At 72.3% G+C, this 13655-nt stretch carries 13 protein-coding genes; 2 read left to right on the top strand and 11 right to left on the bottom strand.

Annotated elements, in window-relative coordinates; genetic code table 11:
* Positions 1–222: 222 nt before the first annotated feature.
* Positions 223–417: a hypothetical protein gene (locus O7610_RS00915; protein WP_123600485.1), complete on the bottom strand. Its 195-nt coding sequence runs from the start codon at positions 415–417 to the stop codon at positions 223–225.
* A gap of 415 nt (positions 418–832) precedes the next feature.
* Here O7610_RS00915 and O7610_RS00910 point away from each other — a divergent pair, with 415 nt between their 5' ends.
* Positions 833–2422 carry a CAP domain-containing protein gene (locus tag O7610_RS00910; protein WP_289212466.1) on the top strand — a complete coding sequence of 530 codons (1590 nt, stop codon included), beginning with the start codon at positions 833–835 and terminating at the stop codon, positions 2420–2422.
* A gap of 11 nt (positions 2423–2433) precedes the next feature.
* Here O7610_RS00910 and mutM read toward each other — a convergent pair whose 3' ends face one another.
* The 8 genes from mutM to rsmD form a co-directional block, all read right to left on the bottom strand.
* Positions 2434–3288: a bifunctional DNA-formamidopyrimidine glycosylase/DNA-(apurinic or apyrimidinic site) lyase gene (gene mutM, locus O7610_RS00905; protein WP_281553870.1), complete on the bottom strand. Its 855-nt coding sequence runs from the start codon at positions 3286–3288 to the stop codon at positions 2434–2436.
* 41 nt (positions 3289–3329) lie between these two features.
* Positions 3330–4163, bottom strand: a complete 834-nt coding sequence (rnc, locus tag O7610_RS00900) for a ribonuclease III (protein WP_281553869.1) — start codon at positions 4161–4163, stop codon at positions 3330–3332.
* Entirely contained in the window at positions 4160–5122 is a 963-nt protein-coding gene (locus tag O7610_RS00895) for a phosphate acyltransferase PlsX (protein ID WP_289213546.1), read from the bottom strand. The genes rnc and O7610_RS00895 overlap by 4 nt, the downstream gene beginning before the upstream one ends.
* A gap of 133 nt (positions 5123–5255) precedes the next feature.
* Positions 5256–5429 (bottom strand): 50S ribosomal protein L32, encoded by a 174-nt coding sequence (rpmF, locus tag O7610_RS00890; RefSeq protein ID WP_123600480.1) that lies wholly within the window; start codon positions 5427–5429, stop codon positions 5256–5258.
* 5 nt (positions 5430–5434) lie between these two features.
* A complete protein-coding gene (locus O7610_RS00885) occupies positions 5435–5998 on the bottom strand; it encodes a YceD family protein (RefSeq protein ID WP_123600479.1) in 564 nt (187 codons plus the stop codon).
* 81 nt (positions 5999–6079) lie between these two features.
* Positions 6080–6577 (bottom strand): hypothetical protein, encoded by a 498-nt coding sequence (locus O7610_RS00880; RefSeq protein ID WP_123604406.1) that lies wholly within the window; start codon positions 6575–6577, stop codon positions 6080–6082.
* Positions 6578–6794: 217 nt separating this feature from the next.
* Positions 6795–7289, bottom strand: coding sequence for a pantetheine-phosphate adenylyltransferase (coaD, locus tag O7610_RS00875; protein WP_278167761.1), 495 nt, complete (start codon positions 7287–7289; stop codon positions 6795–6797).
* On the bottom strand, positions 7286–7849 hold the full coding sequence (gene rsmD, locus O7610_RS00870) for a 16S rRNA (guanine(966)-N(2))-methyltransferase RsmD (RefSeq protein WP_289212465.1): 564 nt from the start codon (positions 7847–7849) through the stop codon (positions 7286–7288). Before rsmD ends, coaD begins: the two co-directional genes overlap by 4 nt.
* Before the next feature lie 400 nt (positions 7850–8249).
* Here rsmD and O7610_RS00865 point away from each other — a divergent pair, with 400 nt between their 5' ends.
* Entirely contained in the window at positions 8250–9437 is a 1188-nt protein-coding gene (locus tag O7610_RS00865) for a cell wall anchor protein (RefSeq protein ID WP_289212464.1), read from the top strand.
* A gap of 144 nt (positions 9438–9581) precedes the next feature.
* Here O7610_RS00865 and recG read toward each other — a convergent pair whose 3' ends face one another.
* Positions 9582–11795 carry an ATP-dependent DNA helicase RecG gene (gene recG / locus O7610_RS00860; protein WP_289212463.1) on the bottom strand — a complete coding sequence of 738 codons (2214 nt, stop codon included), beginning with the start codon at positions 11793–11795 and terminating at the stop codon, positions 9582–9584.
* 22 nt (positions 11796–11817) lie between these two features.
* On the bottom strand, positions 11818–13515 hold the full coding sequence (locus O7610_RS00855; protein ID WP_289212462.1) for a DAK2 domain-containing protein: 1698 nt from the start codon (positions 13513–13515) through the stop codon (positions 11818–11820).
* Positions 13516–13655: the final 140 nt, after the last annotated feature.

The raw sequence follows: 13655 nt of genomic DNA, 5'->3' as shown, positions 1-13655 counted from the left end.
TCGGTCGGACGGTCACCGGATCCGACGCGGCTGGGGCGCCGTCACCGGGGCCCGGACGGGGCCACAGCGGCCGCCGACGGATGGGACGTGAACGGGGCCACAGACGGGCCCGGACAAAAAGCTGCGCGCCGGCACTTGAGTGTCGGCGCGCGGGGTGCGTGCGATCAGCGGTACGTACGGTCACTGGCGGCGGGCGCCGGCCTGCACCGGCGCCCGTGGAGATCAGGTGAGCGCAGGCTCGGGGATCCGCAGCAGGTCGTCGCTCTCGGCGACCGCTGCGGCGAGCCGGTCGTTCTCCGCCCGCAGCCGGGTGATCTCGAACTCCAGTGCCTGTACCGTGGCACGCAATCGGGTGACCTCGTCGAGCAGGCGCCGGTCGGGTGCTGCACCAACGTGGCCGTAGAGGGCCTTCGCCATTTCGTCTCCTTGTAATGCGCTGCCGGAAAGGCCGGCCAACGCGCGCCCGTGAACCCTCGTGTCGGTCAACCCCCGGGCATGCGGGGGCGCGACTGGGCGCGACTGGCGACACCCCCATGGTCCGCCGAAGTCGCCGCTTCGTCAAGTTCCACCAGACGAGGACCCCACCTCCTCCATCGAATCTATCGCCCAAAAGGTGCGAACAGCGGCGGTTTAGCGGCACAGATCACAGTTTCACCGGCAGAACCTCAGCCGGACAGCTGTCCGCCTTATCTCTTCCTTAGCTGGATCGCCGGTTTGTCTTAGCAGCGTTGCCGGGCGCCGCCGGACGCCTTAGCGTCGCACCCGGCACAGCGCCCCCGGTCCCACCGGACGCGGCTCGCTGGCCGACCACCCACCTGCGGAGGCAACGACCTTGTACCGGCGCAACGACCGGGCCGATGGATCCATCCCCGGCGATCCGACGCCGCCCGCTGACCACACCGCACCCGGTGACGCCGGCTGGGACACCGACCGGTTCGGGCAGAGTTCCTGGCGCGACCACCTCGACGCCGGCTGGCGGCCCGACCCCTCATCGGCCGACGGCTACCCCGGCCCGGCGGCGACCGACGGCTACCCGACCGCCGGCCGGTCACCCGGCGATGGCGGCTACGACGGCGTCAGTTACGGCGACGGCGGTTACCCGGCGTACGGAGCGGACCGCCATGGACAGGAGTCATACGACCGGCACCCGGGGTACGACGGGCACCCGGGGTACGACGGGCACCCGGGGTACGACGGCGTACCCCACGGCGGCTACCCCGTTGACCCGACCCAGCAGCTCCCCCACGAGGCCGGGTACCACCCGCAGCCGTACGGCCGCCCCGCCGATGAGGGGTACGACACCCACCTCATCGCCCGCCCAAACGGGCCGGGGTACGCCGACGGGCCGGGGTACGCCGACGCTCCGCACGGGTACGACAGGACCGGCAGCGACGCCTGGCACGACGAGACCGAGACGCACCGGTACAGCGTGCTGCGGGACCTGTCCGACGGGCCCGGCGACGCCAACGGCTGGCCCGGTGGTGACGACGGCTGGGCCAGCGGCGACGATCGCTGGACCGACGACGACCGGGGGCCGCGTGAGGACCCGACCGACACCGGGTCGCTGACCCGCGTGGCCCGTCGGCGGCGGTCTGACGCGCGCGACGACTCCGACCCGGAGGTTGCCGACGGCCGACGGCGCCGACTCGCCGTCGGGCCGGTCACCCTGGCCACGCTGGTCGTCGTGCTGCTGGTGGCGATCGGTGGCGGCGGCGCGATGCTGCGCGCCGGGTTCGGCGACGACTCAACCGAAGGCACCGACGACACCGTCGTGGCAACGGATGTAGATTCGGTCACCGACCCACTCACCGAACAGTCCGCTGGTACGGAGGATCCGCAGATCGGCGAGCCGGAGGTGCTCGACGCCGAGCTCGGCGCCGCCCCGACCCCGGCTGCGAGCCCGGCACCGCCACCGCCGACCTCGGCTGCCCCGAGCCCACGCCGCAGCACCGCCGCCCCGGAGAGCTCCCGGCCGCAGCGCACCACCGCCGCGCCGGCGAAGACCAGCGCCGCGCCGCAGCAGACCGCCACCGGGGACACCAGCCGGCAGCAGCAGGTCCTGGTGCTGGTCAACGCGGCGCGCGACGACAACGGGTGCGGCGCGGTGACGATCAACAACCAGCTGGCCGAGGCTGCCCGGCTGCACAGCGAGGACCAGGCAGCCAACAACGAGATGTCGCACGACGGCAGCGACGGCAGCGACCCGTGGGAACGTGCCAGGCGGGCCGGCTACGAGCAGGCGATCGGCGAGAACGTGGCGGCCGGTTACCCCACCGCCGAGGCGGTCATGGAGGGCTGGATGAACAGCCCGGGCCACCGGGCCAACATCCTCAACTGCGACGCGGTCGCCATGGGGGTCGGCACGGCCACCTCGTCGAACGGGACCCTCTACTGGACGCAGATGTTCGGGTCGGAGCGCTGAGCTGACGTCGGTCAGCGGCGGACGGCCCGCGGCCTAGGTTGGCAGCGGGGGCAGCTGAACGACGACCGGTTCATGAACGACTCCCGGCGGATCAGCGCCCCGCACCGGGTGCAGGGCTGATCCTCCCGCCCGTACACGTTGAGTGACCGGTCGAAGTAGCCGCTCTGGCCGTTGACGTTGACGTAGAGCGCGTCGAAACTGGTGCCACCCTCGGTGACCGCCGCCCGCAGCACGTCCCGTACGTGTGCGAGCAGCCTGGTGACCGTCGCGGCCGGCAGCCGGTCGGTCGGCCGGGTGCCGTGCAGGCCGGCCCGCCACAGCGCCTCGTCGGCGTAGATGTTGCCGATCCCGGAGATCAGCGACTGGTCCAGCAGGGCCCGCTTGATCTCGGTGCGACGTCGGCGTACCGCCGCGACGAACGCGGCGTCGGAGAAGTCCGGGTCGAGCGGATCCCGGGCGATGTGCGCGATCTCGGCCGGTAACTCGGCGCCGCCGGGTGACACGGCGAGCCCGCCGAACGTCCGCTGGTCGACGAAGCGCAGCTCCGGGTCGCCCTCGGCGAACCGGAAGCGGACCCGCAGATGCGTCTCGTCCGGGGCGTGGGCCGGCTGCAGCAGCAGCTGACCGGACATGCCGAGATGGCCGACGATCGCGTCGCCGCTGTCCAGCGGCAGCCACAGGTACTTGCCACGGCGGCGGACGTCACGAATCTGCCGGCCGGAGAGTACGGCGGCGAAGTGCACCGGGCCGGGCAGGTGCCGGCGGATCGCCCGGGGGTGGTGCACCTGCACGGAGTCCAGCCGCCGGCCGATCACCCAGCCGGCCAGTCCTTGCCGGACCGTCTCGACCTCGGGCAGCTCAGGCATGACAGGCCTTTCCGTGACCGGTGCCGGTGGTGTTTGCCTGCTCAGACCTGGGCAGGCGGATCATCATCAGCGTTGTTCTCGTCGACAGCCGGACCGGGCTCGTCGACAGCCGGACCGCTCTCGTTGGCAGGCGCAGCGGTGCCGGCGACCGCAGTGGAGTCCGCCATCTGGGCGGAGAGGGTACGCCACGCGGCTTCGGCGGCCCGCTGCTCGGCTTCCTTCTTGCTGCGGCCTTCGGCCCCGCCGTAGCGCTGCCCGGCGACCACCACCCAGGCGGTGAAGGTCTTGGCGTGGTCCGGACCGGCGTCGTCGATGCGGTACTCGGGCACGCCCAGTCCAAGCGTCGCGGTCAGCTCCTGCAGGCTGGTCTTCCAGTCCAGCCCGGCACCCCGGCTCGCGGAGTCCGCCATCAACGGGTCGAACAGCCGGCGGATCACGATCGACGCGGTGTCCAGCCCGTACTGCAGGTATATCGCGCCGAGCAGCGCCTCCAGGGTGTCGGCCAGGATGCTCGCCTTGTCCCGCCCGCCGGTGCTCTCCTCCCCCTTGCCGAGCAGTAGGTACGGGCCGAGCCCCTGGGGGCCGAGGGCACGCGCCACCTCGGCGAGCGCCCGCATGTTGACCACGCTGGCCCGCAGCTTGGCCAGTTGCCCTTCCGGCAGGTCGGGGTGGCTGTGGAACAACGCCGAGGTGATCACCACACCGAGCACCGAGTCGCCGAGGAACTCCAACCGCTCGTTGGTGGGCAGACCGCCGTTCTCGTACGCGTACGACCGGTGGGTCAACGCCCGTTCCAGCAGGTCCGGTTCGAACGCCACACCGAACGCGGCCTCCAGGTGGGCAACCGGCGGACGACGGAACTGGTTGTTACTCATGGCGATACCTCGTCCTGTTCTGCGATCAGCCGGGTGATGTCATCGAGCATCCGGGCGACAGTCGAGGTCACCCGGCCACGGTGCAGTCCGGCGGCGAGGGTGATACCGGCGGCGATGTCGGCGCCGCTGGCGGCGCCGTGGCAGACGACCACCGTCCCGTTGACGCCGAGCAGGGCTGCCGCCCGGGGCGCGATCCGGCCCGGCTCTGGGCCGCCGGCCATCGCGTACGCGCCTTCGATGCCTTTGAGTAGCACATTTCCGGTGAAACCGTCGGTGACCACCACGTCGACGCCATCGCCGAGTGTGACGTCCTGTCCCTCGACCAGCCCGACGTACCGGCCGTCGGCGGGCAGAGTGAGGCTCCGCAGCAGGGTGTCGGCAGTACGCCGGACCCGGTCGCCCTTGCCCGGCTCGGCACCGATCGAGAGCAGTCCGACCCGGGGCCGGTCCAGGCCGAGCCGCACGGCACGGTAGGCGGCCCCGAACAGGGCGTGCTGGGTCAGGGTCGCCGGGCGCGCCTCGACCGTCGCGCCGACGTCGAGCAGCACCACCGGGCCGGAGACCGCCGGGAGGGTGACGACCAGGGCGGGCCGGCGTACGGTCGGCCACCGGCCGAGGCCGAGAGCGGCGGCGGTGACGATCGCGCCGCTTGACCCGGCGGAGATGAACGCGTCGGCCGTGCCGTCGGCGACGGCGGCCATGCCGGCCCAGATCGATTCGTCGGCCCGGCCGGTGCCGGGCTCTGCGGCGGTACCGGCCGCCGACCCGCCAGCCGCGCCTGTCGGGCGTACGGTGATCCGCCGGCGCTGGTCGTCGGGCAGCGCGGCGCGAACGTCGTCCGCCGCGTCCGGCGGGCCGACGAGCAGGAGCTGGAGATCGGGATCGGCGCGGCAGGCGCGCAGAGCGCCGTCAACCACGACGGCGGGTGCCCCATCCCCGCCGAGGAGGTCGACGGCGATCCGCGAGGTGCCGGTCCCGGAGTCAGCGCCGGCCGGTTCCGGCCGACCGGCCCGCTCCTGAGACGAGGCACCCGGCGTTCGCCGGGAGGTCCGCGCCGCCCGGTCGGAGACCGGCGGCGTCACGACGACCGGATCAGACCTCGATGACCTGGCGGCCGTTGTAGGTGCCGCAGACGGTGCACGCCGTGTGCGGCAGCTTCGCGGACTTGCACTGCGGGCACTCGACGGTCACCACCGGCGTGGTCTTCCACTGGGACCGGCGGGAACGGGTGTTGCTGCGGGACATCCGGCGCTTGGGAACGGCCACGGCTCTTACTCCTCTTGGCGGGTCAGTTGCGACAGGCCGGCCCACCTCGGGTCGACCTGTTGGTGGTTGTGGTCGTCCGGCAGCTCGTCCCAGTGCACCCCGCAGTCGGGGCACAGCCCAGGGCAGTCGCTGCGGCACAGCGGGGTGGTCGGCAGTGCAAGCACCACCGCGTCCCGCAGTGCCGGCTCCAGGTCGATCAGATCGCCCTGCAACCGGCCCACCTCGTCGATGTCGGTCGTCTCGTCCGTGGTGCTGTTCTCGTACGCGTACAGCTCCTGGATCGGTACGGTCAGCGACTCGCTGATCGGGCGCAGGCAACGCCCGCACTCGCCGGAGACCGGCCCGGAGACCGTCCCGGAGACGAGTACCCCTTCGGAGACCGACTCGAGCCGCAGATCGAGGCTCAGGTCGGCACCTTCCGGTACGCCGTTCAGCTCCAGCCCGAGGTCCGCCGGCGCGGGCACCACCCGGCTCACCGTACGCAACGCGCCAGGGCGACGCGGCAGTTCCCGGGTATCGAGAACCAGCGGCGACCTGGGGTTGAGTGTCTTCGACGAGTGATTGCGCATAGTTGGACTCCGGCCTGGTAGAGGCCGACAAAACAGGTTACCCGAGCAGCGGCGGCGGCGTCGAACCGGGGCACCGGTCAGTCAGAAGGGCAGCGGGCGTTCGTTCTCTTCACCTGAGAAGGTACCGATCTCCCGCAGCGCGTGCATCTTGTCCCGACCACGCTCTATTGAGGCCAGCGCCCGGGTGAGGAACTGCTCGAAGTTGGCCAGCGCGGTGTCGACGTAGTCGTCGACCTCGGCGCGCAGCCGCTGCGCCTCGGCGCGGGCCTCGGCTACTATGCGCGCGCCCTCGTGCTCGGCGGAGACGGTGATCTCGTTCACCGACACCAGCCGGGCGTGCTCGGCCTCGCCCTCGCTGATGATCCGGTCCGCCTCGCGCTTGCCGGCGTCCATGATCTTGTCGCGTTCCTCCAGCAGCGCCGCCGCCCGGCGCAGGTCGGCGGGGAGCTCGGCCCGGAACTGGTCCAGGACACCGATCATCTCGGCCCGGTCGATCATGCAGTTGTTCCGGGACATCGGCACGGCCCGCGCGGTCTCCACCATCGCGATGATCTCGTCGATGCGGTCGAATGGATCCACCGGCATCTCACTCCCTGTTGTCGGAGGGTCGACCCACCATGATGGCAAGGCCGGGCCAGAACGTCATCATCCCAACTGCCGGACCGGTCGGCGCTCCATCATGATGCGACCCCGGACGACATGTGGTCCATCCCACCCCGGGTCCGGCGCGTCGCGACGCGCCGGGCGGTTCATCGCGGCTCGGTCGGCCCGCCCGGAGCTGCCGGGCCGGCCCAATTCACACCTGCTGGGTCGGTGGCGCGGTGACCCGGGCGAGCAGCCGGTCGTGGACCGCCTCGGGCAGGTGCGCCGAGACGTCACCGCCCCACTTGGCGACCTCCTTGACCAGGCTGGAGGAGAGGAACGAGTAGAGCGGGTTGGTCGGCATGAACAGCGTCTCCACCCCGGCCAGGCCGATGTTCATCTGCGCCATCTGCAGTTCGTAGTCGAAGTCGCTGACCGCCCGCAGGCCCTTGACCACGACGGCCGCCTCCTGGGCACGGCAGAAGTCCACCAGCAGGCCACGGAACGACGCGACCCGAACGTTGCGGTACGATCCGGTCACTTCGCGGAGCATCGATATCCGCTCGTCGATGGTGAACAGGCCAGCCTTGGACTGGTTGATCAGGACACCCACGATGACCTCGTCGAACAGCCGGCTGGCCCGGCCGATGATGTCGAGATGTCCGTTGGTGACCGGGTCGAAAGAGCCGGGGCACACCGCTCGTCTCATGATCGCCGACCGTACCAAAGCATGGTCTCGCCGTAACGCCGCCCGCGTTCGGCAGTGACGCCTTCCACCCAGGTCAACGCCGGTCCCCGGGCTGACCGCTCGACTACCACGACGGCGTGCGGGGCGAGCCACCCGCCGGCGACGAGACAGTCCAGGGCGGTCCGGAGTTCGGCGTCGGTCACCGCGTACGGCGGGTCGGCGAAGACCACGTCGTAGCCGCCGCCGTCCGGCGGCGTGGCCAGCGCGGTCGCGACCTTGGCAGTGATCAGTCGGGCACCGGTGCCGGCTCCCAGCGCGGCGATGTTCGCCCGGACGGTACGGGCTGCCCGCGCGTCGGATTCGACCAGCAGGACGTGTTCGGCGCCCCGGGACAGCGCCTCCAGACCCACCGCGCCGCTGCCGGCGTAGAGGTCGGCGAACCGCGCCCCGGCCAGGTCGGTCATCGTGCCGAGGGTGCTGAACAGTGCCTCGCGGACCCGGTCGGAGGTGGGCCGGGTGTTCGCGCCGGGCGGCGTGGCGATCCGCCGGCCGCCGAGCCGGCCGGAGATGATCCGGGTCATCGGCGGCGGACCCCAACGGCGGCCGGTGCGCTCATCCCCGGCACGCTACGCGATCAGCCAAACCGGTCGAATGCCGACCCGGACGACCGAGTCCCTTTTCAGGTGACCGAGCACATCCCTTGTTGCCGCAGAAAGGTGAGGGCAAGAAAGGCCACCCGGTACGCGGAGAGCAAACACGTTGCGTATATCAATTGTCTCGGATCGACAACATCATCCTTAGCCAGACCTGTGGGTCACCGCATCAGTTCAGGAACAGCTAAGGTCTGGCGCTGTGCCGCGGGATACGCCGGCACAACGCACGACGCGGGGACGTTGTCGCGCCGAACCATGGACTGCACCTCACCAGTCCGGTTGCGCACGCCCGCGCCGGGCACCTGAACCCCCTCACTCGGGAGTACCTGTGAACCGTCTGAAGTCTCCGCTTCGGCGCGCTGTGGCCATCGCCGCCGGCGCGACGATCGGCATGGTCGGCGCGGTGGCCCTCGCCACCCCCGCCAGCGCGCACTACACCGCGCCGACCGGCAGTGCCGTCTGTGACACCGCCACCGGGGAATGGGAGATCACCTGGAGTGTCCGCAGCGAGTGGCATTTCAGGGCGACCAAGTTCCGGCTGAGCGCGGTGTACCACACCCCGGCCGACACCACGCTGGACGGCATCGCCCGAACCCGAATTCGGGACGGCTACCCGTACAGCGTCAACTCGGCCATCATCGGTACCCAGCGGGTGCCGGGCACCACCACCAAGGCCACGCTGGCGGTCAAGGGCGCGTGGAACGACGGGTATGCCGAGCAGAAGTTCCGCAAGGGGAAGATCGAACTCGGCGGCGACTGCACCGTTGACATCCCCGAGTCGCCGTCGCCGACCCCGTCTCCGGAGGAGTCGCCGTCGCCGACCCCGTCGCCCGATGTCACGCCGACCCCAGATGTCCAGGACCCGGTCGTGATTCCGGCGGCCAGCTTCCTGTCCGACTGTACGGGTACCGTCTGGGTTACGGTAAGCAACGGCGAGAACGCAACCGAGTCGGCCGAGCTGACTGTCACGGCCGGGGATTTCTCCGAGACCTACACCGTTGAGCCGGGCCGGAGAAAGGACGACATTCAGGTTCCTGGCGATGCCGGCCCGGTCACCGTGACCCACGGCGAAGAGCCGGTCAGCGAGCCCTACAAGTGGGTTGAGCCGGAGAACTGCGTCGAGCCGGGCGAGCCCGAGGGCGGCTACGAGTCCACCTGCGACCAGCTGGTCGTCGGTTTCGCCAATCCGGAGGACGGCGCAACCTTCACCGTGACCCTGACCCCGAGCGAGGGCGACGCCATCGTGGTAACCGTCGAGCCGGGCGTCACCGAGGTCGTCGAGTTCGACGCCGCCAAAGGCTTCCAGGTCCACGTGCTCAGCAGCGAGGCAGCGCTCGACGAGACGATCGCCTGGGAGCTGCCGGAGGACTGTGACACCGGTGGCGAGGGCGGCGGTTCCCTGCCGGTCACCGGTGCCGCCGCCGGCGGACTCGCCGCTGGCGCCGTCGCGCTGCTGGCCATCGGTGGCGTGCTGTTTTACCTGGCGCGTCGTCGGCGGGTCACCTTCACTGCCTGAGTCAGCCACCCTGGGTCGTGACTGACTGACAAGTCATCCCCCCGCACCACCCCGAGGAAGGGCGTCGACCATCCCCCCGGTCGGCGCCCTTCCGCCTGTCCGGCCGCAGCCGTTCCCCGGTCCGCCGCAGCCCTGGCCGTGGATTCAGCCCTTCTCCAGGTACTCGGCGCGTTCGGCGTCGACCAAAGTGCCGACGGATGCCGCCAGCGTCGGATGCCGGGTCAGCTCCGGATCGTCGCCGAGCAGGTCGATCGCCTCGGCCCGGGCCTGCCCGATCAGGTCGGCGTCGCGCAGCAGCGACAACAGCCGCAGGTGGGACCGGCGACCCGACTGGGTCGCGCCCAGCACGTCACCTTCGCGGCGCTGCTCCAGATCCAGCTCGGCCAGCCGGAACCCGTCGGTGGTCGACGCGACCGCGTCCAGCCGCTCGCGGGCCGGCGTACCGTCGGCGGCGTCGGTGACCAGCAGGCACAGCCCGGCCGCCGAGCCCCGACCGACCCGGCCACGCAGCTGGTGCAGCTGCGACACCCCGAACCGGTCGGCGTCCAGCACGATCATCACGGTGGCGTTCGGCACGTTCACCCCCACCTCGACCACCGTCGTGGCGACCAGCACGTCGACGTCACCGGCGGCGAAGGCACGCATCACCGCGTCCTTGGCGTCGGCCGGTAGCCGGCCGTGCAGCACCTCGATCCGCAGCCCGTGCAGCGGCCCGTCGGCGAGCAGCGGCGCCACCTCGGTCACCGCCAGCGGCGGCCGCCGCGCCCCGGGATCGTCGCCGTCACCGGAGGGCTCCTCATCGACGCCGGTTCCGGTCGCGTCACCGATGCGCGGGCAGACCACATACACCTGATGGCCGGCGGCCACCTCCTCGCGTACCCGCCGCCAGGCCCGCTCCAGGAAGGCCGGCTTCTCCGCCGCCGGCACCACGTGCGAGACGATCGGCGACCGGCCGCCGGGCAGCTGGGTGAGCGCGGACACCTCCAGATCGCCGTACACGGTCATGGCGACCGTCCGCGGGATCGGGGTGGCGGTCATCACCAGCACGTGCGGCGGCTGCTCGGCCTTGGCCCGCAACGCGTCGCGCTGCTCCACCCCGAACCGGTGCTGCTCGTCGACGACGACCAGACCCAGGTCGGCGAAGTCGACGCCCTCGTACAGCAGGGCGTGGGTGCCGATCACGATGCCGGCCCGGCCGTCGCGGACCTCGTCGAGGGCGGCCCGGCGGGCCGCCGCACCCAGCGACCCGGTGACCAGCGTCACCCGGGTGCCGGCCGGGTCGCCGTCCAGCTCACCGGCCCGCCCCAGCGGGCCGAGCAGCTCCTGGATGCCCCGGTGGTGCTGGGCGGCCAGCACCTCGGTCGGGGCGAGCAGCGCCGCCTGCCCGCCGGCGTCGACGACCTGCAGCATCGCCCGCAGCGCGCACACCGTCTTGCCGGACCCGACCTCGCCCTGCAGCAGCCGGTGCATCGGATGCGCGGTGGCCAGGTCGGCGGCGACCTCCTCGCCGATGCGCCGCTGACCGTCGGTCAGCTCGTACGGCAGTCGGGCGTCGAACGCGGCCAGCAGGCCGCCGTCCGCGCGGGGCCGGGGCCGTGCGGGCCAGTCGGCGGCGCGCAGCTTGCGCTGCACCAACGTCAGCTGTACGGCGAACGCCTCGTCCCACTTGAGCCGCCGCCGGGCCTGGAACAGCTCGGGTTCGTCGGCCGGGCGGTGGATCTGCCGCAGCGCCGGATGCAGGCCGAGCAGGTTGCGGCTGGCCCGGACCGCCGCCGGCATCGGATCCTCAGGCGGGGTGAGCACGTCCAGCACGGTCCGTACGCAGCGGGCGATCACCCAGGTCGGTACGGCGGCGGCGGCCGGGTAGACCGGGATCAGCGCACCGGCGAACTCCTCCACCGGGTCCTCGGCGGCCACCTCGCCGTCGGCGGCACCGTCACCGAGCAGCACGTACTCGGGGCCGTTGAGCTGGCGTACGCCCCGGAACTCGGTCACCTTGCCGGCGAACAGCCCCCAGCGGCCCGGTTTCAGGTCCCGTTCCCGCCACGCCTGGTTGCCGAAGAAGGTCAACGTCAGGGTGCCGCCGGTGCCGTCCTCGACGACCACTTCGAGCAGCTTGCCGCGCCGTTGGCGCATCGGCCGTACGGTGGTCCGCCGCACCTGGCCCAGGACGGTGACCTGCTCCCCCACCTCCAGCGAACGGATGTCGGTGTGTTCGCCGCGCTGGTCGTAGCGGCGCGGGAAGTGGTAGAGCAGGTCCCCGACGGTGTGCAGGTCGAGGTGGTCGGCCATCGCCTTGGCGGTCTTCGCGCCCAGGTTGACCTTCAGCGGACTGTCCATCGTGCACGGCTGCGTCATCCGGCCCCCAACAACGGCTGCGTCATTCGATTCCTACCAGCAGCGGGTAGTGCGGCTGCCCGCCGACGAAGGTGTGCACCTCGACGAACGGCCAGCAGCGGGCGACGTGCGCCGCCACCGCCTCGCCCAGGCCGTCCGGTGCCTGCTCGCCGATGATGAGGGTGACCAGTTCACCGCCGCCGCTGAGCAGCTGGTCCAGCAGGTTGCGGCAGGTGCCGGCCAGGTCGGTGCCGATCAGCAGCACCTCCCCCTCGACCAGGGCGAGCACGTCACCGGGGCGGCAGCGGCCGGCGACGGTGAGCGCTTCCCGGGCGGCGTGGCAGACCTCGGCGTACCGGCAGGCCCCGGCCGCCTCGGCCATCGCGATCACGTCGTCGTCGAAGCGGCGTCGCGGGTCGCGGACGGCGAGGGCGGCGAGGGCCTGCACCGGTGATCGGGTCGGCACGACGGCGACGGTGACGCCGCCGGCCTCGGCCTCCCGGGCGGCGAGGCCGGCGACGGCCTGGGTGTCCGGGTCGTTGGGCAGCACCACCACTTCGGCGGCGCCGGTGCGGCGGATGGCGTCGAGCAGCTCGGCGGTGGACGGGGAGCCGCCGACCACGCCTGCGCCCTCGCCGGTGAACAGGGCGGCGAGGCCGGTGCCGGCGGCGACCACCACGGCGGCCCGGCCGGCGAGCGGCGGCGCCGGCTGGTCGGCGAACCGGGTGACCGAGATCTGGTACGGGCGACCGGCGGCGATGCCGGCCTCGACGGCGGCGCCGATGTCGTCGACGTGCACGTGCACGTTCCACACCGGACCGTCCCCGTCGTCTTCGCCCCCTGCGTCTTCGCCCCCGTCGTCTTCGCCCCCTGCGTCGGAGCCGACGACGACCAGCGAGTCGCCGATCTCGGCGAGTGCGGCCCGCATCCGGTCGACCGCCCCGGCCGGCGCTTCGAGCAGGAACTGCACCTCGTAGGCGTACCCCTCGGAGCCGGTCCCACTGCGGGGGTCGACGGCGGGCCCGACGTCACCGGGGTTACCAGGGACCCGGTCGGCGGGATCGCCGGTGTCGCCGGGGTCGGCCGGGTGATCGCCGGTGCTGTCGGTGACCGGGGTGCCGACCACGGCGGCCAGCGCGTCGAGCAGCAGGCACAGGCCGCGGCCGCCGGCGTCGACCACCCCGGCGCGGGCCAGCACCGGCAGCTGACCGGGCGTCGCGGCGAGGGCGTCGCGGGCGGCCGAGGCGGCGGCCCGTACCACGGTGGCGAGGTCGTCGGAGCCGGTCCGGTCGGCGGCCCGCGCGGCGGCGGCGACCACGGTCAGCACCGTCCCCTCGACCGGGCGGGCGACCGCCGCGTACGCCGCGTCGGTTGCGGCGGTCAACGCCGACGCGAGGGCCCGGCCGCGCACCACGGCGGTGTCGGTGAGCGCGTCGGCCAACGCGCGCAGGATCTGCGAGACGATCACCCCGGAGTTGCCCCGGGCACCGAGCAGCGCACCCCGGGCCATCAGCCGCAGCACCCGCCCGTGCGAGGTCTGCTCCCCCTCCGAGGAGTTGTCCAGGTCGAGGGCCAGGGCATGCTGCGCCGAGGTGAGGGTGAGGACCAGGTTGGTGCCGGTGTCACCGTCCGGCACCGGGTAGACGTTGAGCGCGTCGATCTCGCCCTGGTGGCGATGCAGCGCTGCCAGCGCACCCGAACACCACCGGCGCACGGCGGCGGCGTCAAGGGTGTCCAGCACGGCGATGAGCCTACTGGCGCGCGCCGACAGCCGCCGTGAAGACGACCCGGGTGCGGGCCGGGCGGTCGGCGCGCGGAGACGACCCGATCCGGCCGGGCGGCGGCATCGGGACGGTCGGGCCGGGGCGATTGGCCGCCCGG

Source organism: Solwaraspora sp. WMMA2065, from assembly GCF_030345075.1.
In the GTDB taxonomy this organism is placed as follows: Bacteria; Actinomycetota; Actinomycetes; order Mycobacteriales; family Micromonosporaceae; genus Micromonospora_E.
This window is presented reverse-complemented; position numbering and strand designations above follow the sequence as displayed.

What these genes read in the sequence shown, in the direction of transcription:
- O7610_RS00885 (WP_123600479.1), bottom strand. Translation starts at nt 5,998, where the DNA reads ATGCGCAATCACTCGTCGAAGACACTCAACCCCAGGTCGCCGCTGGTT.
- recG (WP_289212463.1), bottom strand. Translation starts at nt 11,795, where the DNA reads ATGACGCAGCCGTGCACGATGGACAGTCCGCTGAAGGTCAACCTGGGC.
- rsmD (WP_289212465.1), bottom strand. Translation starts at nt 7,849, where the DNA reads ATGACCCGGATCATCTCCGGCCGGCTCGGCGGCCGGCGGATCGCCACG.
- coaD (WP_278167761.1), bottom strand. Translation starts at nt 7,289, where the DNA reads ATGAGACGAGCGGTGTGCCCCGGCTCTTTCGACCCGGTCACCAACGGA.
- O7610_RS00915 (WP_123600485.1), bottom strand. Translation starts at nt 417, where the DNA reads ATGGCGAAGGCCCTCTACGGCCACGTTGGTGCAGCACCCGACCGGCGC.
- mutM (WP_281553870.1), bottom strand. Translation starts at nt 3,288, where the DNA reads ATGCCTGAGCTGCCCGAGGTCGAGACGGTCCGGCAAGGACTGGCCGGC.
- rnc (WP_281553869.1), bottom strand. Translation starts at nt 4,163, where the DNA reads ATGAGTAACAACCAGTTCCGTCGTCCGCCGGTTGCCCACCTGGAGGCC.